The organism is Saccharibacillus sp. JS10, assembly GCF_024436065.1.
Lineage (GTDB): Bacteria > Bacillota > Bacilli > Paenibacillales > Paenibacillaceae > Saccharibacillus.
Genome location: NZ_JANFNS010000005.1, coordinates 250,909 through 274,830 on the forward strand (window position 1 = coordinate 250,909; position 23,922 = coordinate 274,830).

A 23,922-nucleotide genomic window follows, 5' to 3' on the forward strand; every position below is an offset into this window, starting at 1 on the left:
TTTCTTACGCATTCGGATAAACGACAACTTTCAGGCATTCGCTTTTATGATTTAACGCACGTTCCATCGCTTCATAGGTCTGCTCTAGCGGATATTTATCCGTCACAAGTACAGACGCATCGATCTGCCCCGACGATAAAAACTCGATCCCTTTCGGATACGTATTCGCATAACGGAACACGCCGTAAATATCGACTTCGTTATCCGCGATAAACGGGATATTGATCGGAATCTCGGCTTGTGCAGGCAGACCGACAATCGCAAGTTTACCGCCGCGGCGCAGACTTCCAAGCGCAGCTTGCAAAGCTTTCGGACTACCTGCCGTTTCCCAAGCCGTATCGACGCCGACTCCGTTCGTAATGGTCTGGATCGCTTCGATCGCATCTTGCTCCAACACGTTGATGACGTGCGTCGCCCCCATCTTTTTGGCGGCATCCAGACGTAGCGGTTCCAGATCGGTCACGATAATCTTCGAAGCTCCGTAGGCTTTTGCGGCGGCGACTGCCATCAGACCTACCGGTCCCATCCCCATAATCGCGATCGTGCTGCCCGGTTGAAGTTTGGAACGCGCCGCGGCATGAATCCCGACTGAAAAAGGTTCGACCAATGCTGCTTCTTCATACGACAAATGATCGGGAATCAAAAACGCGAAGTCTTGCCGGATTTTCAAATATTGCACGAATGCACCATCATACGGCGGCGTTGCCAGAAACTCAACGTTGGGGCACAGATTATAGCGACCGGCTTTGCACATCTCGCATACTCCGCATGTTACTCCCGGTTCAATCGCGACGCGATCTCCGATCCGAAGCGTATGCACATCATCGCCGATGTCTACGATTTCTCCCGCGCATTCATGACCCAAAATAAACGAACCCTCTACGATATAAGGACCGATCCGACCGTGATCATAATAATGCAGATCGGAACCGCAAATGCCGACTGCCATTACTTTAATCAACACTTCATCGGATTTAATCTGCGGAACAGGAATTTCTTCGATGCTAATCTCTCTTAATTGGTGCATAACAGCCGCTTTCATTACCGTAGGAACGTGAGTGCTTGGCATATTCATCATCCTTTTCGTATTGAAGTCTGTAGGGCGTAATCGCTTCCAAACTAAGATATGGATTTTACTTTATTGCGGAGCTTCAACCAATCTTCCACTTAACCAAAATGTCCCGTTTAATACGTCGCCTTCGTGAATTTCCCGACCTTCGATCAACGTCTCGTCGGCAACTACGTCAATATCCCCGCCATACGTGCGCACCAGCGCCCATTGAAAATAACGTCCGGTCAGTTCATTCTTGATCCATCCTGCGCGCAGTACGGTTCCGCTGAACTTCGCTGTTGAAATATCTTCGCCTCCGTCGTCATTCAGCCCCGTCGATAAAAAAGATTGCGCCGGAATAATCGGAGCGACCAGCGATTGGCTCAATTGATAATGTTCGTATTCCACTTCATTCGCAAACACATTGATGTCATGCGCAAAAGCGGCTAACTGTACATATTGAAGCATCGGCTGAGTGAGCGGTCCATAATGATCGCGATCCGGTAGATCGAACACGAACGAGTACAACTTTTCGCCTGCATTCTCCGGTTCTGCCCACGCATAAAACGTTCCGTCCAGTTCGCTTCCTTCTTCACGCATCACTTCAGCTTCGATCCCGATTCGCATCAGTCCCGCTCCGGTAAAGTGCGGCTGCATCCCGATCGCAACGCCTTCTGCGTTCAGTTGCAGCCAAAGCTCCGCGCCGCCGCCGGCTTCAAACCGCACATAAGCGCCTTTTGCCGTACGGATCAAATTCCCGCGCTCGTATACCGTATTCGCAAGTTCCAAAAAATCGTCTTCTTCTTGCATTTGAAATCCCAACATCGTCATATGATTCATATCTTAATTCCTCCTGAGCCACATCGTATTCGGCTTTGCCACTGCCTTCTATGCTAGAGGTCGATGACAGGCAAGTCAATCCGAACGGTGAGAATGTTGGGAGGAATAGGGATCATAGGGCGCGATGACTACAGATTGTTTCATATAACTCTCCTTTTCCTAAATGACTGGTATACCTCAACGCTGAACAATTGCGGCGTCATGAATAAAAAGACATAAACGAGATCAAGCAAATACATCCACGGCTTGATATTCATTGCCGCTATCGGATTGTAGAACTGCATCGTCCATAATGTTAGCGGGAAGATCAGTACAAATAATATAGCGGTTGAAATCAATACGTCTTTGAAAGATTTCCACAAAAAGATAAACAAAATCGCGACTGCGATCGCAAGTTGCCATGAAGCGATAACGGGTGCAAACAGAGCACAGCAAAATAAGATCGGATATAAAACGATGAATGCGATTCGAAGTGCCAACTTTTAGACCTCCTTTTATAGATACCATGAGAACGATTATAAATTAAACGTCATTCCTTCCCTAAAAGTTGGATTCCAAAATAAAAAGAGTTCCGAGGTAATGAACCTCGGAACTCTTAGACTTTAAACGATAAATAAGAATAATTAGACTTCTTTGATCACGTACAGCAGGCTTTGGAAATCGCCGCTCAGCATCGGCAGAGCGATACCGAAGTTCATCAGTTCGTCGCCGCCGTAGACGGAGCCGCTTTCGCCGATCGCCAAGCGACCTTCGACGCTATAGCGTTTGGTTGGGTCAAGCCCTTTGAGCTTCAAGCGGCGCAAAGGCGCATAAGGTTCGCCCAGTACGCGGAAGTACGCGGCGAACGCTTGGGAGCGGTCTTCCGACACGTACGCCCAAGCGGTGTCGTTCGTCTCGAACGGGCTTTTGATTCGGTAGAAATTACCGAATTGGATCAGTTCACGCAAGTTTTTGTATTGCTGAACTTGCGCTTTCACCTCGTTTTTCTCTTCTTCGGTGAATTGGGTCAGATCCAATTCGTAGCCGAAGTTGCCGCTCATCGCGACGTGACCGCGCATTTCAAGCGGCGTGATCCGGTCGACCTGATGGTTCGGGACTGCCGATACGTGAGCGCCCATACTGCTAGCCGGATACACGATGCTTGTTCCGTATTGAATCTTAAGACGTTCCACCGCATCGGTATCGTCGCTTGTCCAAGTTTGCGGCATGTAATACAGCATGCCCGGATCGAAGCGACCGCCGCCGCCGGAGCAGCTTTCGAACAGGACATGCGGAAAGCGCGATACGATACGCTCCAGCACATCATACAGACCGAGCATATAACGGTGCGCCGTCTCGCGTTGACGGTTCGCCGCCAACAGCTGCGAACCGATCTCCGTCATATTGCGGTTCATATCCCATTTTACATAAGTGATCGGCGCAGATTGCAGTACGTTGGATACCGACTCTACGATATAATCGCAGACGTCTTGGCGCGACAGATCCAGGACCAACTGTCCGCGACCTTCGGTGCGGCTACGGTTCGGGACGTGCAGGCACCAATCCGGGTGGGCGCGGTACAGTTCGCTATTCGGCGATACCATCTCTGGCTCGAACCACAGTCCGAACTCCATCCCCGTCGAGGTAATCTCTTGCGCAAGTTTTGCCAGACCGTCCGGCAATTTGCGTTTGTTTTCGAACCAATCGCCGAGCGAACTGCTATCGCTATCTCGCTGCCCGAACCAACCGTCATCCAGTACGAATAATTCGATGCCTAGTTCTTGACCCGCTGCCGCGATGCCTTTGATCTGCTCCGCATTAAAATCAAAGTATGTCGCTTCCCAGTTGTTGACCAGCACGGGACGTGCTTTGTCACGGAATTCGCCGCGGCTCAGACGGGTACGGTACAACTTGTGATACGTACGGGACATGCCGCCTAGACCTTCCGACGAACGTACCATCACGACTTCCGGCGCTTGGAAACTTTCGCCTGCTTCTAATCTCCAGGCAAAATCAAACGGTTGGATGCCCAGCTGTGCACGTGTTAAGCCGAAAGAATCCACTTCCACTTGACCGAGGAACCCGCCGCTATAGACCAAGCTCATACCGTATACTTCGCCGAAATCTTCGGTTGCGTCTTTCTCAAGCAGCGCAATAAACGGATTTTGGTTATGGCTGCTCGATCCGCGCTTGCTGTCGATCCGGTGAATGCCCGGTACCAACTCGCGCTTATGGATATGACGCTCGCGTGTCCATGCCCCGGACAATTGCAGGAAATCGAATTCGCTATGATTGAAGTCCACACTTGCGCTCAGTACGCGATTCAGCGTCATGGTTTCTTGCCCTTCGTTCACGAAAGCAACCGAACGCGTAATCACGTCAAGCTCGTTGAACACGGTATAGCTAAGAATCGTGCGAAGACCTGTCAGTTCGTCGCGAAGATGCACGTGCAGCGTATCCGCTTCTTGATCTTGTTCGATATACGTCGCAGGCAGACTCGGCAATCCTGGCTTACCCGATACAATCTCATGACGTTCGTAGATCAAACGGCTGATTGTCGATCCATTTTCGTAAGTAACTTCAAAAGCAGGCTCGCGGAAATCGCCGCTGCCGTAAGAAGGGTATTCTTGCGGAAGCGTATCCAAAGAAATCTGCATGGCTTCGCGGCTTAAGTTCGGGCTGAACGATGCGCGTTCAATCGAGAAAATACGTTTATCGAATTGTTCCTGTGCAAGTTTCGGACCCCAGTATACATGCGCAAGTTGCGTAGACTCCATCAACTCGATGATATAACTGGATGCAGCAGATTGCAGATGGAACGTGTGATTCGTAGAATTATAAAAAATAGGCAAGGGAAAATCCTCCGTTTCATGCTGTCTAATAAGATGAACACAATCGATTACAGGCATGGCATGATCCAAGCTTAACATCGACATCAATAGTAGTATACAAAGAAATAGAGCAGGTAGAGAATGTCAGGATATATGATGTGCATGTGATAAAGCTTGATTTTTCTAAATTCAGCTTACGATTCTTTCCAAATTCCGCAGCGTCGAATCCAGCGACTGTTCATGCTCTTTTTTCCCAATCCCATTCGGCACTTGGTCGCAGCTTACGGTCACGATTGTTCCATCACCGTTACTCGCCGCCTCCAGTGTCCAAGTCATACGCATTTCTCCGGCAAAAGATGGATCAGGCGAATCGAATCTTACCGCTTGCACAATCCGTTCGCCGGGAACTAATTCCACGAATCTGCCTTCGACAATGTCGGTATCCGTCGTCGATTTGCCTACATTCGGCGAACCGCTTGGATACGTCAACACCATCCGGTAAGCCCCTCCGACTTGAGGTTCGAATTTCTCGATGCGCCCTCTCATGCCTTCCGGCGGAAGCCAGCGTACCAATACATCCGGATCGACCAGCGCCCAATAGATCTTTTGCGAAGAAGCCGAGATTTTGCGTATGGCACGGTCTTGGCGCGGCTGCTGATCGACTACAGGATTAGACTTCGTTAGACCGACAGGTGAAGGTGTGCTAGTTTCGCTTGAACGTCGGGAATCGGACTCTTCGTCAAATGTGAACCGGCTTAGCTCAATCGGTTGCAGCGGACGCAGTGCCTGAAATAATCCAACGCCGGCAAGCACCGCTCCGAGTGTCCGATAAGCCGCGATCCCGCTTTGTTGTACGAGCCAAAATCGGGTACTGGAACTAAACTCTTCTCGATTCGAAGTGAGTGTATCGGCTTGGCTCAATCCAAGTTCTGTACTGCGCAGCACCATCCAAACGCCAACCAGTCCGACTAGTAGTGAAATCCCTCTCATTGTCCACGCTAACGAAGATTTTTTCATGTGATTCTCCTTTCGGATGATCATGCTTTTTGACTTGTTCATCAGAGCAACAGATTACCGGCAAGCAGGACGCACAAAATCACACAGGCAATTAACACGATAAAAAGTTTTCGACTTCCACGTAAGCGTATCGCTATGATTCCAAAAAACACAGCCGCCGCGAGCTTCGCTCCCACTTGTGCATACAATCCGAACGAACTGTTGCTCAGTATGACTGCCGCCCCAAGCGACGCGATAATCAAGATTTTGCACCATAGAGGTTCCTGTAAAAACATCGCGTATAACCCTTTAAGTGACTGCATGAGTAGGTCAAACCTCCTTATGGACCTTCTTTTTCGATAACGATATACGATTGCTTATAAAAAGGGTTCGTCCGCCAAAGTTGATCCAATTCAGCGATCGGCAGACTGCGGTTATACAGGCTTTCTTTTGCATTGGCTTTATGTTTTAACGACTCCGCAAGATACAGATGATCGGCATCGTATCCCACGACAGGCGCGAAATGGGCGTATCTTTTGTCTGGAAACACTTTGATAAAAGCGATCACCGGAACGCCGAGACTGACTCGTTTTTTAAGCGTATCCACCGTCCCCCGGTAAAACGTAGCGTTATAGCCTTTTTTTCGAAACAATGCCAAAATGCCTTTCGGATCGACGGTGCCGTCTAGCAATTTGCGAGGAAATCCCCGGTACAACTCTCGCCCTTCTGCTTCAACTCCAAAATGCCGCAAAACATAAGCACTTGAGAACGCCGCACATTCGGTATTCGGTTGAAAGTCAGTCCGGTTCGGCGTATCGATTAGAAACCGCTGCGGAAGGTCGCCTACCTCGATCTCGTCTTTTTTCGGAAGTGCATAATAGTAAGGAATCGCTGCGGCTAAAGCAACTCCGGCAATTAACCACGATGTATCGGCTTTGTTCATATGAACCCTCCTTGATTTTTGGGACGTTGCGATCAAGACGATAGATTTCAAAAAGTTGGTTGTAAGCGGTATAGGCAATCGGTAGAATAACGGTAAGCTTCTGGGACGAACCCCTTGAGGATGCAGGAGGCAAAATACGATGAATTCCAAACCATTAATCGGGATGATGCTCGGCTGGACGGTGCGTCAAGATCTGATGAGAGCTTGTTCGCTTGCCGCTTCGCATTACGGAGCCGACTTTTACTATTTTCAGACGCGTGATATTAAACAAGATACCATTATCGGCATGCAGTTGGAAGACAATGAATGGGTAGAAAAAGAATTCCGTTATCCCGATGTGATCTATGACAATACGCGGCGCCGAGGAAATCCGTTATTTCAAGAAGCGTACGATAAGCTGAAAGATATTCCGATGGGACATACGCTTGGTAGTCGCTCGATGGGCAAAACGAAAGTGTACAATATGATTCGCAAAGACGAAGTTTTGAAAAAGCACCTGATTCCTTTTATGACATTACGTGATCCAGAAAAAGGCTGGGCGTTTATCGAGAAGCATCAACGCGTTATTTTAAAACCGGACGGCGGCTATATGGGCAGAGACGCGTTCACGGTAACGAAAACCGAAGACGGGATTGAATTATCGGATCAGCAGCATCTTCACCAATTGGATCGACAACAGACATTGGATTTGCTTGCAAATATGATTCCGTTGAAATACTGTGCGCAAAAGATGATCCGCAGCGTCACGCCGCACGGGTATCCTTTTCATATCCGGGTCCATGTCTCGAAAAACGGTAAAAACCAATGGACGGTTCCGTACAAATCCGTCACGCTGTCGCTGATGCCTCAAGTCAAAGTCACGAATAGCGATTTTACGTATCGGGGAACGAGCACGTGGAAAGACTTTTTGCAGCATCAATTTGGCGAAGACGAAGGCGGTCCAATGGATAAACGTCTCAAAGAGTATGGATTGCAGTTGGCGGCTTTTTTGGAAAACGAGATCGGCGGTGGCTTTCATGAAGTAGGCTTGGATCTGGGCGTCGATAAGAAAGGCAAGTTCTGGTTATTCGAAGCCGGATTGGGACTTCCGCGTTCGCCTTATTATCAGATGCAAGGTTCGATGCCGGCGATCGCCTATACGTTATATGTACTGAAAAAACATCGCGGAGAACTTGCGGACGGGGAGTTGTAAACCAAACATGACGACAGAGCAAAAGCCGCTAATCGCTATGATGCTCGGCTGGGAAGTCGGGATCGATCTGTTGCGCGCTTGCGCGGTAGCGGCGGCGTATCACGGTGCGGACTTTTATTATTTTCGAACTTCGGGGATCAAAGAACAATCCATTACGGGTATAAAGCTTGAAAACGATCAATGGATTGAAGGCGAGTTTCGGTATCCCGATGCGATCTACGATTATACGCGCAGACGAGGAATCGCAAACTTCGAAAAAGCGTATAGCCAAATCGGTCATATTCCGATGGGGCATACGATCAAAGGACGCTCGATGAATAAAAGCAAAGTGTACCGGATTATTCAAAAAAGCGAAGCGCTTAGCCGAACGTTGATTCCGTATATGACGGTACGCGACTCGGAAAGTCTTTTGCAATTTATGGAGAAGCATGGGAAAGTCATATTTAAAACAAACGGCGGTTATCTGGGTCGAAATGCTTTGACAGCGGAACTGAAAAATGATGTGATTGAACTTTTCGATCAAAAATACTTGCATCGGTTTTCGTTGGACGATTTGCCGCGCTTGACCGAGATGTTGACGAGCAAACGGTATTTTGTGCAAAAAATGATTCACTCGGTGACGCCGCAAAACCATCCTTTTCACGTGCGTGTGCATGTGTGTAAAAACGGAGAAAATCGCTGGATCGTCGCTTTTCATTCGATTGGGTTATCCTTGACGCCGCATGTGAAAGTGACCAATTCAGACAGCACGTACCGAGGGACAAGTACTTGGCAAGACTTTCTACGCAATCAATTTGGCGAAAAGGAGAACGGTGCTTTCCATCGAAGGATCGATAACTATAGCGTGGATCTCGCGAATTATCTGGAAGAAGCGACCGGCGGCGGGTTTCACGAAATCGGATTTGACTTCGGCGTCGACGATCAAAAGCGCTTTTGGTTATTCGAAGCTGGAATCGGTCTCCCGGGAACTTCGTATTATCATCTTCAAATGGCGATGCCTGCGGTGGCGTATACGTTGTCGTTATTGAAATGACGATCTATGGATAAAAATTTTAGGCATAAGAAAAGCCGCTCCGGTGAGCGGCTTTTTTGACGTGCGCTGTTATTTGGCAACGGAAGATAAAAACTTTTCCAGTGGCGCTTTGTCGGTAATGCTATGGTTGCAAGCTTCGTCGTCCATGCAGATATACTGACCGATTGAGGACAGATTATCCGGTGAACTGCCTTTGAGCTTGACGTTGAAAAATCCGAGTTCCTGATGTCGATTGCAAAACATGCAGAAGCCTTTTTTGTTCGTTGGCGTGATTCGCCCTTCGATCCCGACAAATTGTTCGCCTTGCTCGTACACGATATATAGACGATTCGTAGCCTGATCGACCCATCTCAGATACGTCGTATGCGCGTAATCCAATCGTTCGAGATCGGGCAACTTCAACTTTTTCGTTTTCGGGAACAATTTCTGCGCTTGCTTCGCGGTTACTTCGGGAAACGGCAATAGATACGGCTCTAGCGAATCCAAATAATTTTGCACATGCTGTGCTTCTTCTTGGCTTGCTAACTGCTCCAGCAGTTGCTTCTGCTCAGCAGTCAATTCGTCGAATACGTCCAGCACTTTAGCTACCGCGGTCTGCCGAACCGACTCCAATACCATTCGATCCGCTACGCTGCGGAGTGTTTTGAGCAGGAAGTTCGCTTGTTTCTTGATCACGTTCAATTGATGGTTATGAATAAACGGTGTGTAATTTTGCATGACTTTCAGCCCCTTATTTATGATGGTTGGACGATAAGGTGCAAAGCCTACGGAATCTATGACGGTTCAGCGTGATTGCGCTTCGGGGTCGATTGAATGTAACTCTCGCAATCGCCCTACACAAAGTCTTCCCCTAATTAGGCTTCGCGTAAGGCTGTCTTGATAAACGAGCAATCCGGTGCGATCCAAGTTGCCACGGTATAACCCCCAGTACAAATGATATACGGGAAGTATAGCAGTTGAAAGGCGGCGAGACAATGTTTGGGGGGCGGGTTAGAAAGGATCGTCCAGATCTGGATCTCGCGGTTGGATTTCTGCTTTTTCCGCTTCGGCTTTGTTTTGTTGATCTGAAGCTTGTTGACGCAAAATGAGTATAGTCGGAATCAATGCTGTAAAAAAGCTTAGCACGGGTGCTGTTACAAGACCATACTGCATAACTTCTAAGGATTTCCCACCTAACCACACACTCACGGGATCGAAAACAAACTCGCCTACAAACAAATACATAAAGTAAAAAATAAAAAAGGACAAAACAAAAGTGAAACCACCAAGTAAGAGAATGAAGCAGCCAAGCATAAGGCACTTCCTTTTCGTTATGGGATAGGTTACAAATTGAACGAGTAGGTGGAATGGATTATCTTCTGGAGTTGCGGCGTTTGCCGATGATACGAGGTGAGACCGTTCGAATGTTTCTTGAATTGGGTTTTTCGTGAAGAGAAGGTTGTTCTTTTTGGAAACGGAGTCTTGCGTCTTGGAGATGTTCGATCAGGGCTTTGCGATGTACTCTTTCGCCGAATAGAAAAGCGTCAGGCAACTCCCCTAAAAAATATTGCGTGAAACCAACCATTCCTATAACAGCAAAGACAAATAAAAACCCGGTCATAAATATAATTGTCGCTTCTTCGAGTGTTGTCACAGTTTTGAATAAAAACGTTAGGTACTGTATCCATAACGGAACTGAAAGTGAGATTACGATCCCGGAGTTGAGAAGTACCGGATATTTGTTTTGACGAAGTTCTTGTTCATGTCCTTCAATTAGTAACTTTATTTTCTCATCCGTATATAAATGATGAGTTTTTAAATAGCTTTTTAACAGATTAGCTTGAAATATTTTATACTCTGACGTTCTCCATATCCCTTTTGCTGGTAACATTCCATACTGTTGCTCCAAAACCTTTTTTGCTTTAATGTTTAATCCCCACACTGAACAGATAAATAACGTAACTGACCCTATCCAACCGGAAAACCCTATTTTAAACATCAAAAATTCTTTAAAAAGCAAAGCAATTAATCCACCAAGTACTGATACATAACTGGAGAGTAAGAACACTAGAAAAGAAACCTGCAACAAAATATACCATATCCTCATAAACCGAAAAACAAGCTGATACGTCGTTATATTTTTCCGGTAAAACGTAAATAGCGACTCTAACATTTTCTACTCTCGACCTCGCTTTTTGATTTCATCATCTTTCCTTTTACGGTTCTAACTTCTCGTCAAGATGCTGGGCATAATATTGAAGCGGTCTACTGAAATATTGCAGCTTTTCATCCGAAGTCGTCTCTAGCAATTGAGTCATTAGAATCTCGGTCGATTCTGCATATTTGCCTGTATTATACAAAGCAAGCGCTAGAAAAGCTTTAAGCCCTCGATGATTCGGAAACTCCTGCACGCCGCGCCGCAACGTAGCTTCCGCTTCTTCATAAAATCCTAGGTATCGGTATGTGCTGCCAAGCCCAAGAAGCGCTCGTTCCAAATCTGATCCCGACAATCCGAGGTCAATCGCTTTGACGTAAAACGGAATCGCGTCTTTGCCCATCCCCGAATTGTCATGTGCGACTCCCGTCTGGTAGTTGACTTCGGCATCTTCGGGATACGTCGCCGCTAGATCGAGCAGCATGTCACGAACTTGAGTCAGCATTTCTTGATCTTGTTTAGCCCGTGCTTCTTCGCGCAATTGTATCGCTTGGTCTAATTGTTGTCTTTTCATAAATATCTCCTTTTCGGCACGTTAAATATTTATTTTATATATGCCTGCTTCTCCCAAAAAATCGTCTCGCGTCAAATCGGTTTCTCCAAGTACGGTTCGATATTTAGTGATCGTCCCGTCATGAGAGATGATAAAAGCTTTTTCATACCGAGATCGAATCCAATTCAATAGTTGCGTAGCATAGACTTCAAATTGAGCCTGAGGAATTTTGTTGATCCCTGTCTTCCAGCATTCTGTATCGAAATCCAGCAGAGCGATGTTTGAATAAGAAGCTAAAACTTCTTGCTCAGTGTAGATTTGATCACATAATAGTTCGGTATATTCCGGGTTTTGCGGAAACATTCTTGGACCGACAAAAGGCGTCACGATGAAGCGATGTTCATTTGTAAGCTTAAGCGCGGTGTCTATCGTCCGTTTCATAGGGCTGACTAGAATAACATCTTGAGGTCCGATTTCTATTCTTTGACGCAGCTCTTGCACTTGATCCTTCCCTTGCTGAGTTAGACCGGGGTGTAAAGTATGTAAGCGATGCGGATAGTTACTTAGATGTTCGCCGTGCCCATGACGGATAAATATGAGTTCCATATCGATTAATCCCTCGTCTCTTGCTTCTTCGCGCAATTGCATTGCTTCATCTAATTGTTGTCTTTTCATTTTTAGGTACTTTTTTTATGGTTTATTATGGAAAACAATAGACAGACTACATCTGCTAACGTTTAATAAAAAGTAGATAAGGAGTGATACCTATGATTTTCGTATATATTGCAGGTTCTTTTATTGGATTCATACTACTTAATTGGCTATTGGGTATGTTTAACATGGGGTTTTTAGACGGTCCCAATGCTACATCTTTTTTAGTATTTGGCTCTATTATGGTTGGGATTTTGCTTAATATTAATGACCAAGTTTCGGATAAAAATGAAAAAGAGAATGTAGACAATAAAGATTAGAAATAAAACTTTACATCCCCATAATCATGTATACCTGTGCCATGTTTGACTAATTCTTTGCTTAATAGCCCTTGACCTGCTTGATTTAGTTTTTCGATGAAAGTCCGATCCAGATTTAATTCATGATGTCCCGGTAAAATTTTGGTTACATACTCGATGGCGTTTATTTTTTGTATCGATTGCACCAATAATAGCGGATCGGTGGAAGGATAAAAAGCGAACAACGTTCCTTTATAAATTAAGTCTCCTGTATATAAATAGCCGCGGTCTTTTTCATAAAAACAAAGGTGTCCAGGTGAGTGCCCCGGAGTATGCAAGAAAGTCAAAATTCTATTTCCTAGATCCATGGATTGAGAATCTTTCATTACGTCAGTAGGTTTGCCTGTAAACGGTACATATTGTTCAATATCGAAATCAGGCGGTAAAGGTTGGGATAAATCTCGGATAACATCTCGTCGAATGACTTCAATCGGAAGCCCAGGTATTCCTTTTTCTAACCAAGATTGCTCGGATTCGTGAACATACACTTCTTCAAACAATCCATGTCCGCCAATATGATCCCAATGCACATGAGTCGTCAGCACTTTTATAGGGAGAGAAGTTAATCGGTCTACGACTGTTTTGATATTGCCTATACCTATTCCGGTATCAATTAATGCTGCATATTTTGTACCTATAACCAGATAAGAATGAACTTTTTCCCAATGCCCGTATTCACTGATTGCAAAGGTAGTCGAGTCGATTTCTTCAACAGTAAACCATGAATAAGAATTCATACATAAAAGCTCCTTTTAACGGATAAAATCTTTTTACCTACCTTCGTATTCTTTGAAAAAAACACCGTCGACATATACTTCATACTTTGTTTTACGGAATCCGGCAAGGAATAACTTTCTTATTTTATCGATTCTGATATCATGCCGCTCTTGGTAGCCGACTTCGAACCGATACGTTTTGACGAGTTCAAGAGACGCTGTGATAAAATCTTTAATACAATCTTCGCCATTGACTTTAATACTTAAGTTGCCCCATATCTGATTAAATTGAAATTCAATGAGATGCCGTTCCTGTTCTCCAACTTCGAAAAAAAATTTCATGATCATGCTCCCCTTTTCAACTTCAAATAATTCCAATTGTACTCATCGCCAGATAGGTTTAGCACTCCGCTAAATCCACTAAACTCCCATTTTCCTTGTTCATTTGTTTTAAAGATATACTCGCGATTCCAAGACTTTAGACGTTCATCATCGCCGATATATTCTTCTCGGATCGTTAAGATATGTTCGTCGAATAAATCGGTCTCAAACTCGCTTTTGTATTCTGTGGCTTTCGTAACTTCAACACCTTCGTGCAAGATTGTTGGGTAAAAGGTATCGGGATTGACCGATCGATCCACTTCAGGTCCAACATCTAAGTCTTCGATAAAAATCATACTTAATAGATCAGATCCACGGCTACCGAATTGTTTTTCTAAAGACTGTCCGAGTTTATCGTATTCGCTTTTGGATACTTTTTCTTTGGCAGCGATATCGAGGATAAGTTGTTCTTTGGGCTTGATCATCTCAGCGGCAGCGGTTAAATCGAAATCTGTTGTTTCTTCCAAGATCGGTTTCTCTTCGGTCGAAGATTGGCAGGCTGTGAGAAGAAGCAAAATCGCGATCACGAGCCATAAGTATAATTTTTTCATAATGGGTGATTCTCCTTATACGGTTTACCTCATCAACGTCTCAGCCGATGCGAAAGTTGGGTTCTTTTAATCCCAAATTCGATCCAAATTTTCCGAGTAAAATGTGATTGCCTTTTTATAAGTTTGAATTCCTGGGTCTGTACTGGTTTGTGCTAATTGCTTTAAAAGGATAGACATCGCTTCGTTGAAATTCTGTTGATTGTACAAAACCATCGCATAAAAAACCCGATATTCGTTACGATCCGGAAATTCTTCGATGGCTTTTTCAAATAGGGATTGGGCTTGGTCGTACATCCCTAAAGTTCGGTAGGTACTTCCCAGGCCCAATAACGCGCCTTGTTTCTCATCGTCGGCTAGTCCGAGTTCTAACGCCTTTTCGTAAAAAGGTACCGCTTCTTTCTCTAGCTCCAACACATCATGAACCCAAGCGCACTGGTACCACACGGAAGGATTGGCTGGTTCTTGCTTCACTAGCTCAAGCAATAACGATTGGGCTTTTTCTAAATGTCCCGCTTCTCTAAGTTCGATTGCCGTTTCTAAGGAATTCACAGATATTCTCCTTTTCCTTCATTTTCAACATCGTTTAATTTAGGATCATGCGATAAACTGACGCTTTATTAAAATTAATTATGTAATTCAGCTAGCGCTTGCTCAAAATGCAGATACGCCTTATCCGCAGTTTTCAAAAACTTTTCGACATCCTGATCGCTGTCTAAGTAATATTCATACAAATTATTCACAAGAGAAGGGTCGAACTCGCTGTAGGTAATGATGGCATTTTTTGTTTTTAGCATATCGTCTTCCCATACGCCCGTATCTTTCAAGACCAATGAATACAAGGCGCGTAGTAGTCGTTTGGAATAGCCTTTGATATACCGAGTTTTCGCTGCGATACCCTCTGGCGTAGAAAGTAGACGTCGAAATCGATCGATTTCTTTTGGCGTATCCGCATTAAGCTCTAAAACAAATTTTGGAGAAATGACGATCGGCGGCACTTGCTCTCCGATGTCTTCCCCATGCACGCATATGCAGATGACTTTAATCCAAAATCCCCAATCGTTAGGTCTGTGATGGACATCGTCTATGGAGCAAATCGTCGTATCGATCTTAGTGATCAGTGGGTATCGTTCCAGCAGCTTTTCTGTAATTTGAGATAATCGTTCCCGGTCAATATCTTGCGGATTTGCACATACAATCGTGAAGTCGGCATCGGATTTGAAAGGGGTTGCCGTTCCTTTTGGAATCGAACCGCACATATATACGCTATGAATGTGATCTTCAAATTCGTTTACGATTTGCTGGATGTATTGATCGACAAGGCTTTGATATTCTTGTTGGATATGAAGTTCTGGAATGACTTTTTCTAAAATCATGTCATTTTCCTCCTGTATGCTTGGTCTACAATTATCGTTCTCCTAACGGCGCTCCTAATAAAAGAATCAATAAACCTAAAAGGAAGACGATAGTAACAATCGAAGCCACCCGAATATAACGAATAGCGCCTTCGGAAGGCTCGGGTTCTTCTTTATACATCCATCTTTTTCCCCATAACAGACTTTCTCTTGGATTGAATATATTCCATGTCATTAAACCGAGGAACGGAATAAAGAAAATAACTAACAAGATTTTTTCAGCCATAGATTTATCCTTTCCTCATTTTATGTATTCGCACATCCTAATATTAGGAAACTTGGTTTATCTTTCAGCTTATCATCATCGTAGAATTTTGGGAACCTTGTCGGAACATAAAAAAGAACCTCCAGATGCTGATCCATCTTGAGGTTCCTGAGTCTTTTCGCGTATAGACTTCGATCTAGCTCGCTCGTCTTGCCTGACTTGCTTCTTCCGGTGAACTGTACATACGTCCTGCTTGTATTTCTTTGTTTAGATGCGCTTCGAAAACGAAAGTACCAATCGGAAGTACGGAAGCCACCAACGCCCAAAAGAGCTTTGTCAGACTCCATTTCAACCGGATAAACGCATGGAGCGCCGCCAAAATGTACAAGACGAATAATGCCCCGTGCGCTGCACCTACAATCGTGACCGCCATATCGACGCCTGCTGCATATTTCAGTGGCATCGCCACCAGTAACAGCAGCAAAAACGAAATCCCTTCCAAAATCCCCACGACTTTAAATCTCCCCAATACCGTACCCATGCCCATAACCTCCCTTTGATCTAAAGGCGTTTGCGTAAACGGCGGTAATGCTCACCGATTCGCTTGCGCAAGCGTCCTATCCTTCTATTTTAACGGATAATTTAGACACTTCTCAACTTTAAAGCGCCGCATATGTAAGGTTAGGTATAAGAAGGGAATTGGGATCAAATAAAATCTTTATAACGCGAAACCTCATAAGAATGCACGGCAGCGGTCTGAAAATAAAAGTAACGCATTTCTAATTCCTGATTCTCCTGAGACATTTCTTGGAACCAATCTTCTTGCCTCGTTTCTTCGGTAAAGACGGAAGGACGCCATAAGTTTAATCCGATATCTCCAAAAATGTACTGATATTCGTCGCTCACATCTTGCGAATACTTTGAGATTTCATTTAATGCTGAAATCAATTGATCTGCTTTTGTCTTAAACACGTGAAGTCCGTAGCAAGTGCATTCAAAAAAGTCTTCGAATTCCGCTACAATTTCAATAAATTCCGCTTTTCCGTTAGCGTCATATTCGACTTTGAAAGAGTGCTCGAAAAAATCAAAGTAATTCGTGCCTGCTTCGTAATTCTTTTTGTAGTATTGGACAGCTTCTTCTATTTCGCTTTGAGTCATGCCTAATTTTACTTTTCCGATTCCGATGCCGGGTTCGATGATGAGTTGGTCTTTTTCTTTGTTAAATTCCATGATTGAGTTCACTCCATTAATCGATGTTGGATGTATTCATGACTTTCGTGATAAACTCTGTTTTCCCTTGCGTATAAGCTTGGCGATCATTTCGGAATGCAGCAGATAAGTCGCTTTTTAACGTACTGTATTCCTCTACTAATGAAGGATGTTCTCTTAGTAGATCCCGAAATTTAAGATGTTTTTTGAGTTCACTGCTTTCTAGATCGCATACGTAGAGGTGGTGTTCGTATTTCATATCGCCGTCATGACTGTAAGGGACGTACGCATCTTTTCTGGCAAAAGCTTCTCTACTTTTGATCCCTAGATTCCCTTCGTGTATGTATCCGAGTGCGTTTAGTTTTTCAATGACTTGAGGTAGCTGCTCCGTAGACTCAATGACGACGTCAATGTCGATGATCGGTTTGGCTGCAAGATTCGGGACGGACGTACTTCCGACATGCTCGATGCGCAAAGCTAGAGCGCCTAGTTTAGTTGATAGGATCGATTCTAGAGTATGAAATGCTTTTTGCCATTCTTCATTGTAAGGTTCGATGACAACTGGGTCCGGTTGGGTCATTGCAGTCTCCTTATCCTTTTTACAACTTAAATTCGGTTTTGATTAATTTTGCAACTTCCTCGGCGCTTCGATCCGCGTTATTGATTCTCAAGTAATTTTTCCGATTGATTTCTCCTTCTTGCGAATTGAGTCTATGGTTATTCATCGTTTGGATTAAGTCGGATTCTGAGCGTTCAACGTTTCTTTTGGTTGGTTTTTGTTCCAGTCTGAATGCTGTGGTATTTCGCTTTAGTCTTTCTTCAATCGGCGACTCCAACTCCACAAAATAAATTTCTGCGCCTTGCTTCTCGAAAATAGCACAAGTCTGATCGACGAAATCCCAATCGCTTTGAAGATCAAATCCCCAGACATACGTAAAGATAAGCCCATACTGATCGCTGCTTGCGAACGATTCAAATACTTCTTGTCTCACTAGATCGGTTAATCTCCAAGTCTCGCTACTCGCACCGAATAAAGGATGAAAAAGCTCAATAGTCATATGGTTATGGAACAATTTTAATTCTGTGATTTTCGTAAGTTCGTAGCCGATGGTCATCTTGCCTACTGCTTGCGGACCAAAAATCATGACGAACTTCATTGGAATCAACCTTTCTTGATGATGTTTTCTATCCACACTTTAATCTGCGAAGCGACCTCCGTGACATCCGTCTCTGAAGTGTCGATCGTCGGCATAGGCGGGGTGTAGGCTTCATCGGCAATTTCCAGCAGCTTTTTCGCAAAGTTTTTGTGAGTCTCGATATCTTCGTCCGACCAATTTCTGGCACGCAAACGGCTCTCGCGATGTTCTTCGCTACAATGTAAGTTCATATAATAGACGTGGCTAAAGTACGAAAAGTCTGGGCATTTTTCAATATCCCACGGCATCATGGTTCCGCATAGGATCGTCATTCGTCCGCTTTCAGCGGTATTTCGTGCGACCCGAAGCCATACGTTTCTGATTTTTCCCCAATCATGCCCTAGAAACTCAACAAGATGATCGGGATCAAAAATATCGAAATCCGGCATTTGCTTGCGCAGTTCTTGGATCACATACGTTTTTCCTGAGCCGCTTGCACCGGTTACGATGAATAAAGGTTGTTTGGTTTCCATAAAATCATGCTCCATTTTCAGATAAATTTTTCGTCAAATACAAAACGATATCATCGTCGATGACCACTTGATCGCCGTATTTCACATACGCTTGCCCATTATGTATCCCTTTTCCGTCTGGAACATAGCCGCGTTTCGCATATAAGATTTGAGCAACTCCGTAATCCGAGAAGGTCCCGACGCCGATTCCCGCGATTGACGATCTTTCGCGTATGATTTCTTCCGCTGCATCCATCAATTTCGAGCTAATGCCTAGTCCTCGGTATTTCATCAAGACATTCAAATCGCTTACTTCGGGGATACGATTTTCGTTAAAAGCTGGATAGTCCGAGTTCCAAATCACGTTTGTATAGCCAGCGAACTCTCCGTCACGTATAGCTATTAATGTAACTCGTTCGCCGTTTTTCTGTTCCGTAACGTATTTTTCATAAAGAGCAACTGGCTTCGACCAGCCTTGTTCTTCGAAAGCTTTAGAGATAATCACTGGGTCTGCTTCGGTGATGTTGCGAATCGTTAGGTTCATGTTGGGTTCCTTTGTTGATTCTATCGATCATATTGAATTACTTAACTGTTGATCGAAGAAATCTTTTATTTGATGTTGTTCAATAGAGTATCTTACGCCTTCTGACTTCAAATCAGTTCGCGTCACATAAATATTCTCTGAATCATATTGAATTCGCACTTCTTTGTTAGACGAAAGTCTAAATACAATACCAGCGACGATATCCGAAGGCGTGTGATCTCTGATCGTAATTGCATGTGCAGGTGTACTATTCATCCAATTCACAATTGCTTCGATTTGTTCTTGCTGAAGCTCCACGTCTATAAAATAAATCTGAGCTTGATCCCATAGGGAATTAGTTTTGGTCATTTGTGCACTCGAAATTCGTTCTTTTTGAATGGGGCGATTCACTACAGATTGAGGATGATCAAACTTGTGAGTGAATTGCGAAGTAACTGTGAGAATTAGAATGAATAATGCTATTACATAGAGTGGTTTGATGTTTGCTTTTTCTTTGATTACAGATTCCTCATTTCTTGTGGTTGTTAATCCGATCTTCTTAACTTTTAATTATTCCGTTAGCACTCGATCATTTTGGGTATTCGGTTGAGAGATAACGAGAAACTCCAAATCTTTATCGGATTGATTCATGGCTTGATGCGGTACTGTCGGTGGAACTTCGATACCTTCTTGTTGATTCAAAATATGTTCGACTCCGTCAAGTTCAAAAACCATCGTTCCCGATAAAACAAAGAAAAACTGCTTGGAGTACTGATGAAAATGTCTGGCTTCACTTGTATCGGGTGGCATTTTCTCATGAATGATACTTCGACCTTCTTCGTTTACAAGTCGCCAGCCATCGCAGTTATTGCCCCAGATGTAATGTTCTGCGTTTTGTTTGCTGATCATCTAAATCATCCTTTTCCTAGTTAGCTTATCTTTACAGCCAAGTCATTCCCCAGCGGATACAATACTCCGTTGTCTGTCAGGTATACTGTTTGCCATTCTATATACATAGACGTATCAAACATCATAACAATTGGTTTCATCGTAGAATTGATTTCAAAAATCTCATAGCGAGTCCCTGACTCTATATGCTGAGTAGCTTCTTCAAAAATATGTTCGCATTCTTTCTCAGACAGGTCTACATGATAAAGCCCTATCCTTTTTTCGTAGATTTGCTCTATCGAAAGGTTATGATCGGTTTCTGGGCTACATATTTGAGCACCTTCAAGTCTCCACATATCTTGTAGATCCATAAGTGTAGCGACTGTACCCCAACAGCCTATTGTACTTCTGTTCATTTGATGAACAACGTTTATCAATTCGATATACATTTCTTTTGCCCAAAATAGGGTTCCTTGATCAAACGTTGAAGGTGATTGAAAGTCACGATGAATCGAAGCAGATTTGGCATCTAGCGACTTTTTCCAAACCACATAATGATCGAAATTCAAAACTTCAATAAAACCGTCATCGGAGCAACCTGGATGATGACAATGACTGCAAACATCGATTTGGATGAATGGTTCAAACTCAGCTTCCAAGTTATAAAAATTCTCAGCAACCACATGTCCATTTAATTTGAGCAAAAAAGTTCCCTGTTCACGAGGAATGAATTCGAATTTTTCGACCAACATTGAGATCCTCTCCAAACTTGAACTTCAAATATTTCAAATCGTATTCACAGACTAGGTTGTTATATCTGCTTCCACCATATCCCTGCACACTCTGGAACCGTAGCCCATTGATGCTGTCTGATCTTTTCCACGACTTCTTCTCCAAAGAAAAACTCTGTATGTTCTACCGCTGCTTCAACGCTATCAAACGTATAATCGACTCTGATCCAACGACTTTGAAAACCATACTTTTCTTCTAGCAAAGAGAAATACGACGTCAGAAATTCAGGAGGGTTTGGCGTGTCGTATCCGGTTCCCATTGTCTCGAATATGATGATGCTACCGTTAGGTTTCAAAACTCGCTCTAACTCCGCCATGATCAGATCCAGATTTTCTTTCCAATCGCTCTCATATGTATTTGCCAAGTAACAAATGCTCCAACCGGAAACGACCAGATCGATAGAGCTATCGGGTATAGGCAGTTTTCTGTGATCGCAGACTACGGTTTTCCAGTTTGTTGTTTGGTTCTCATTGGTCAGTTTGTGTTCGAGTATATCCAACATTGAAGATGAAATATCGCTGCAAATCAGAGACTTCGCTGCCGGAGCCAATACCGTAGACAATCTTCCCGATCCCGCTCCTAAATCCAGTACGTCTAGATTGTTAAAAGGTCTGATTTCGTTAATCACATGAGCTAAATTGGGTTGACGGCTAATCATCGCTTCGTATTGTTCAGACTGCGTGGCATAAACCGTATTTTCTTCTGACATTTAAAAACCTCCATTCTATAACTCAAAAACTTGATTAATCAGCCTAAGTTCTTCTGTAAGTTTCGAATCGATTCGTTGGTTCCATTCGTTCGGGTTAATTGTAGTTAAAGGGAATTCGGCTTGATGAGTTAGAACATATTTCAGTTGTAAGTAGCTGCTGATCGGAAAATCCTGCGCGTACCATTGCTTTCTATATCCCACAAGCCCATGATTCTTTAATAGATCTTCTAAGATGTTTACAATTTTAAAAATAAACATATTTAGATCACATACTTCTTGAAATTCAACTTGCCCAGAATTTTTTTTTATTCCATCTTCATAATAAGTGATCACAATTTGAATTTGTTCTTCCGATTTTCTTTCTATCTTCCAATTGTGAATAGCAGGTTCCGAATCCCATTCAAATTCAATTGACTTTTTAACTTCGTCTTCTGGCGTACATTCAGGTAATAAGATTTCGATCGATCTTACCAAATCTATCAACGGCTCGGATAAGTAACTTGGAGACATATATATTTCTGATTTTCCGATTTTCAGATGAACGTCAGCCCATCCTATACTGTTAAGTTTGTAGCTGAACTCCATTGATAAAGCTCCTTTTTGTCAGACTGTTTCCCTTTGAACTCTACTAATCTAATCGATGGCTAGACCTATGTAATAGCATCTGGATAAAGCTTTTAGCTTTTTCATGGCGTTCCTCAGTTTTTTGGAATTTCTATTTGATTAAGCGCTGTTAGGACGATAATTCGGTTATGATAATAATCTGGATCATTTGGATTTAACAGAATTGCCTGATCGAATTCTTTCAAGGCTTCTTGTAATTCATTTTGTTCGTAAAAAATATTCCCCAAATTATAATGAGCTTGATCGTCATTAGGCACGAGTTCGATGTACTTTTGATAACTTTTGATTGCTTCGTGACGTTGGTTAAGCTCTGTACATACAATAGCTTTATTAAAATATACAGCTGCATGATCAGGCTTTAGTTTAATCGTTTCGTTGTAGGAGAACAAAGCTTCGTCAAATCGTTCTAATTCTTTCAATTCATTACCTTTGTTAAAATATGCAGAACTAAGATCAGGTGCAATTTGAATAGCGGCTTCATATAACTCAATCGCTTTAAGCGACTTTCCTAAACGAGAAAAAGAATTCGCCTTGTTGTAGAGGTACTTAGGATTATTCGGCTCTAGTTCAATCGCTTGATCAAAAAATCTGATCGCTTCTTCATGAAGATCTTGTTCAGCTAGTGTGTTCGCGATGTTGTAATAAAGAGTCGGATGATCTGGAAGCAAGCGTAACGCTTCTAAGAAATAACTCATCGCTTCATCAAATTTTGATTCCTCACAGAGCTTCAAGGCTTTTTTATTTAACTCGGCTGCTTTCTTTTTTTGAAGGGTCATTGTTGTCCTTTCTGTATTAGCAATGATCAAACTTCAAGTTGTCGTTCTATAACTCTATACACGTTTTCTACACCCTCAATTTCAATATCCTCTTCTTTTAAGCATTGAGTTTAGACGATCGGTTTGTAACTCATCGCCATTTCGTAGATCTGTTCAGCGCTATATCCTTCTTCGCTCCAAAATATCAAATTAGATACGTTAGGATCAGGTACATTTTTCTTAAGTAACTCGATCTTATCATCGATTTCCTGTTCGGTTCCTTCGCTGTTTTGGATCTTTTCGATGAGTGAGATTACTTGTTCTTTGTTTAATTTCATGTTCATAAATGCACCTCTCGATTCTTTACTCAAAAGCTGGAGATTGAGCGTAGATCTATTTGGTAAACTCATTATCATCCCTATCCCACTCTTCAGGAACAAACAGCCATAGTGCTGGAATAATAGAAGCTCCGAACTCTTTATGCTTTAGACTTCTTAAATGAATCCTAACTCGATCATTAATCGTCTTCACTTTCTCGATAACATTTGATTGATCAACTTCTGCTAATTCTTTTTCGTTAATCGTATATAGAGGGAGTTGCATTTCGCTAAACCATCCTTCAAAATAATGACTTTTCGGTCCGCCCATCCCAGAAACATATCCATTCTTGCTTGTTGTATACTTTTTGCAATGACACCACCAACTGATAGACTCAACAATAATATTAGCTTGCGTTAAGTCTGTTAAAAAGCTTTCAATATATTCGTCCGTAACAATCAAATCAATATAGCCGTTTCCTACAGGTTGTACAGCATTTCTTTTTAAAATGTTTTCGATTTCAGCTTGCGTACTGGAACGATTCATGCGAAGCATATCGAGATATTTCATAGTTTCACCTCCATATGGAGTAGAATACTGAATTTACAGATGACTTACCTTTTTTCCGA

At 43.3% G+C, this 23,922-nt stretch carries 35 protein-coding genes; 3 read left to right on the forward strand and 32 right to left on the reverse strand.

The features are described from left to right. Positions 1–4: 4 nt before the first annotated feature. The 7 genes from NOM90_RS16055 to NOM90_RS16085 form a co-directional block, all read right to left on the reverse strand. Positions 5–1,069: an NAD(P)-dependent alcohol dehydrogenase gene (locus NOM90_RS16055; protein WP_255943367.1), complete on the reverse strand. Its 1,065-nt coding sequence runs from the start codon at positions 1,067–1,069 to the stop codon at positions 5–7. Between the two features lie 69 nt (positions 1,070–1,138). Next, on the reverse strand, positions 1,139–1,891 hold the full coding sequence (locus NOM90_RS16060) for a hypothetical protein (RefSeq protein WP_255943368.1): 753 nt from the start codon (positions 1,889–1,891) through the stop codon (positions 1,139–1,141). Between the two features lie 140 nt (positions 1,892–2,031). Then, a complete protein-coding gene (locus NOM90_RS16065; protein ID WP_255943369.1) occupies positions 2,032–2,370 on the reverse strand; it encodes a hypothetical protein in 339 nt (112 codons plus the stop codon). A gap of 144 nt (positions 2,371–2,514) precedes the next feature. Beyond that, positions 2,515–4,722 carry an alpha-galactosidase gene (locus NOM90_RS16070; RefSeq protein WP_255943370.1) on the reverse strand — a complete coding sequence of 736 codons (2,208 nt, stop codon included), beginning with the start codon at positions 4,720–4,722 and terminating at the stop codon, positions 2,515–2,517. 168 nt (positions 4,723–4,890) lie between these two features. Further along, a complete protein-coding gene (locus tag NOM90_RS16075; RefSeq protein ID WP_255943371.1) occupies positions 4,891–5,718 on the reverse strand; it encodes an SRPBCC domain-containing protein in 828 nt (275 codons plus the stop codon). 41 nt (positions 5,719–5,759) lie between these two features. Next, a complete protein-coding gene (locus tag NOM90_RS16080; protein WP_255943372.1) occupies positions 5,760–6,020 on the reverse strand; it encodes a hypothetical protein in 261 nt (86 codons plus the stop codon). Between the two features lie 17 nt (positions 6,021–6,037). Then, positions 6,038–6,640, reverse strand: coding sequence for a cysteine peptidase family C39 domain-containing protein (locus NOM90_RS16085; protein ID WP_255943373.1), 603 nt, complete (start codon positions 6,638–6,640; stop codon positions 6,038–6,040). A gap of 139 nt (positions 6,641–6,779) precedes the next feature. Here NOM90_RS16085 and NOM90_RS16090 point away from each other — a divergent pair, with 139 nt between their 5' ends. Both NOM90_RS16090 and NOM90_RS16095 read left to right on the forward strand, forming a co-directional pair. Then, positions 6,780–7,832, forward strand: coding sequence for a YheC/YheD family protein (locus NOM90_RS16090; protein WP_255943374.1), 1,053 nt, complete (start codon positions 6,780–6,782; stop codon positions 7,830–7,832). Positions 7,833–7,839: 7 nt separating this feature from the next. Then, the gene (locus NOM90_RS16095) at positions 7,840–8,865 is read left to right on the forward strand and encodes a YheC/YheD family protein (RefSeq protein ID WP_255943375.1); all 1,026 of its coding nucleotides are present in this window, start codon (positions 7,840–7,842) and stop codon (positions 8,863–8,865) included. A gap of 69 nt (positions 8,866–8,934) precedes the next feature. Here NOM90_RS16095 and NOM90_RS16100 read toward each other — a convergent pair whose 3' ends face one another. From NOM90_RS16100 to NOM90_RS16120, 5 genes are all read right to left on the reverse strand, one after another. Further along, positions 8,935–9,582, reverse strand: coding sequence for a FusB/FusC family EF-G-binding protein (locus tag NOM90_RS16100; protein ID WP_255943376.1), 648 nt, complete (start codon positions 9,580–9,582; stop codon positions 8,935–8,937). A gap of 273 nt (positions 9,583–9,855) precedes the next feature. Beyond that, on the reverse strand, positions 9,856–10,017 hold the full coding sequence (locus NOM90_RS16105) for a hypothetical protein (RefSeq protein ID WP_255943377.1): 162 nt from the start codon (positions 10,015–10,017) through the stop codon (positions 9,856–9,858). A gap of 199 nt (positions 10,018–10,216) precedes the next feature. Further along, positions 10,217–10,933, reverse strand: a complete 717-nt coding sequence (locus NOM90_RS16110) for a hypothetical protein (protein WP_255943378.1) — start codon at positions 10,931–10,933, stop codon at positions 10,217–10,219. A 127-nt stretch (positions 10,934–11,060) separates the two neighbouring features. After that, positions 11,061–11,573 carry a tetratricopeptide repeat protein gene (locus NOM90_RS16115; protein ID WP_255943379.1) on the reverse strand — a complete coding sequence of 171 codons (513 nt, stop codon included), beginning with the start codon at positions 11,571–11,573 and terminating at the stop codon, positions 11,061–11,063. A gap of 21 nt (positions 11,574–11,594) precedes the next feature. Then, on the reverse strand, positions 11,595–12,227 hold the full coding sequence (locus NOM90_RS16120) for a histidine phosphatase family protein (protein ID WP_255943381.1): 633 nt from the start codon (positions 12,225–12,227) through the stop codon (positions 11,595–11,597). Between the two features lie 92 nt (positions 12,228–12,319). On the opposite strand from NOM90_RS16120, the gene NOM90_RS16125 reads away from it, so the two are divergent. After that, a complete protein-coding gene (locus NOM90_RS16125) occupies positions 12,320–12,523 on the forward strand; it encodes a hypothetical protein (RefSeq protein ID WP_255943383.1) in 204 nt (67 codons plus the stop codon). Here NOM90_RS16125 and NOM90_RS16130 read toward each other — a convergent pair. From NOM90_RS16130 to NOM90_RS16225, 20 genes are all read right to left on the reverse strand, one after another. Beyond that, positions 12,520–13,299 carry an MBL fold metallo-hydrolase gene (locus NOM90_RS16130; protein ID WP_255943384.1) on the reverse strand — a complete coding sequence of 260 codons (780 nt, stop codon included), beginning with the start codon at positions 13,297–13,299 and terminating at the stop codon, positions 12,520–12,522. The two genes, NOM90_RS16125 and NOM90_RS16130, sit on opposite strands and share 4 nt — an antisense overlap. Before the next feature lie 33 nt (positions 13,300–13,332). Further along, complete coding sequence (locus tag NOM90_RS16135; RefSeq protein ID WP_255943385.1) at positions 13,333–13,620, reverse strand: hypothetical protein; 288 nt, start codon at positions 13,618–13,620, stop codon at positions 13,333–13,335. 2 nt (positions 13,621–13,622) lie between these two features. Continuing rightward, complete coding sequence (locus NOM90_RS16140) at positions 13,623–14,210, reverse strand: hypothetical protein (protein WP_255943386.1); 588 nt, start codon at positions 14,208–14,210, stop codon at positions 13,623–13,625. Between the two features lie 66 nt (positions 14,211–14,276). Then, on the reverse strand, positions 14,277–14,759 hold the full coding sequence (locus NOM90_RS16145; protein WP_255943387.1) for a tetratricopeptide repeat protein: 483 nt from the start codon (positions 14,757–14,759) through the stop codon (positions 14,277–14,279). A 74-nt stretch (positions 14,760–14,833) separates the two neighbouring features. Next, complete coding sequence (locus NOM90_RS16150; RefSeq protein ID WP_255943388.1) at positions 14,834–15,583, reverse strand: nucleotidyltransferase domain-containing protein; 750 nt, start codon at positions 15,581–15,583, stop codon at positions 14,834–14,836. Between the two features lie 31 nt (positions 15,584–15,614). Next, positions 15,615–15,848: a DUF6199 family natural product biosynthesis protein gene (locus NOM90_RS16155; protein ID WP_255943389.1), complete on the reverse strand. Its 234-nt coding sequence runs from the start codon at positions 15,846–15,848 to the stop codon at positions 15,615–15,617. 175 nt (positions 15,849–16,023) lie between these two features. Then, positions 16,024–16,374 carry a DUF3817 domain-containing protein gene (locus NOM90_RS16160; protein ID WP_255943390.1) on the reverse strand — a complete coding sequence of 117 codons (351 nt, stop codon included), beginning with the start codon at positions 16,372–16,374 and terminating at the stop codon, positions 16,024–16,026. 158 nt (positions 16,375–16,532) lie between these two features. Beyond that, positions 16,533–17,057: a hypothetical protein gene (locus NOM90_RS16165; RefSeq protein ID WP_255943391.1), complete on the reverse strand. Its 525-nt coding sequence runs from the start codon at positions 17,055–17,057 to the stop codon at positions 16,533–16,535. A 16-nt stretch (positions 17,058–17,073) separates the two neighbouring features. After that, positions 17,074–17,616, reverse strand: coding sequence for a GrpB family protein (locus tag NOM90_RS16170; protein WP_255943392.1), 543 nt, complete (start codon positions 17,614–17,616; stop codon positions 17,074–17,076). Positions 17,617–17,635: 19 nt separating this feature from the next. Next, the gene (locus NOM90_RS16175) at positions 17,636–18,193 is read right to left on the reverse strand and encodes a shikimate kinase (protein ID WP_255943393.1); all 558 of its coding nucleotides are present in this window, start codon (positions 18,191–18,193) and stop codon (positions 17,636–17,638) included. A gap of 5 nt (positions 18,194–18,198) precedes the next feature. Then, a complete protein-coding gene (locus tag NOM90_RS16180) occupies positions 18,199–18,705 on the reverse strand; it encodes an AAA family ATPase (protein ID WP_255943394.1) in 507 nt (168 codons plus the stop codon). Positions 18,706–18,709: 4 nt separating this feature from the next. Beyond that, entirely contained in the window at positions 18,710–19,228 is a 519-nt protein-coding gene (locus NOM90_RS16185; protein WP_255943395.1) for a GNAT family N-acetyltransferase, read from the reverse strand. A gap of 27 nt (positions 19,229–19,255) precedes the next feature. Next, entirely contained in the window at positions 19,256–19,576 is a 321-nt protein-coding gene (locus NOM90_RS16190; protein ID WP_255943397.1) for a hypothetical protein, read from the reverse strand. 201 nt (positions 19,577–19,777) lie between these two features. Next, the gene (locus tag NOM90_RS16195; protein ID WP_255943399.1) at positions 19,778–20,116 is read right to left on the reverse strand and encodes a cupin domain-containing protein; all 339 of its coding nucleotides are present in this window, start codon (positions 20,114–20,116) and stop codon (positions 19,778–19,780) included. Between the two features lie 20 nt (positions 20,117–20,136). Beyond that, a complete protein-coding gene (locus NOM90_RS16200) occupies positions 20,137–20,847 on the reverse strand; it encodes a hypothetical protein (RefSeq protein ID WP_255943401.1) in 711 nt (236 codons plus the stop codon). Positions 20,848–20,906: 59 nt separating this feature from the next. Next, positions 20,907–21,596 (reverse strand): class I SAM-dependent methyltransferase, encoded by a 690-nt coding sequence (locus NOM90_RS16205; RefSeq protein ID WP_255943402.1) that lies wholly within the window; start codon positions 21,594–21,596, stop codon positions 20,907–20,909. Between the two features lie 15 nt (positions 21,597–21,611). Then, a complete protein-coding gene (locus NOM90_RS16210) occupies positions 21,612–22,181 on the reverse strand; it encodes a hypothetical protein (RefSeq protein WP_255943404.1) in 570 nt (189 codons plus the stop codon). A 113-nt stretch (positions 22,182–22,294) separates the two neighbouring features. Next, positions 22,295–22,996 carry a tetratricopeptide repeat protein gene (locus tag NOM90_RS16215; protein WP_255943405.1) on the reverse strand — a complete coding sequence of 234 codons (702 nt, stop codon included), beginning with the start codon at positions 22,994–22,996 and terminating at the stop codon, positions 22,295–22,297. Positions 22,997–23,106: 110 nt separating this feature from the next. Continuing rightward, on the reverse strand, positions 23,107–23,319 hold the full coding sequence (locus NOM90_RS16220) for a hypothetical protein (RefSeq protein ID WP_255943406.1): 213 nt from the start codon (positions 23,317–23,319) through the stop codon (positions 23,107–23,109). Between the two features lie 49 nt (positions 23,320–23,368). Continuing rightward, the gene (locus tag NOM90_RS16225) at positions 23,369–23,863 is read right to left on the reverse strand and encodes a hypothetical protein (RefSeq protein ID WP_255943408.1); all 495 of its coding nucleotides are present in this window, start codon (positions 23,861–23,863) and stop codon (positions 23,369–23,371) included. Between the last annotated feature and the right edge of the window lie 59 nt (positions 23,864–23,922).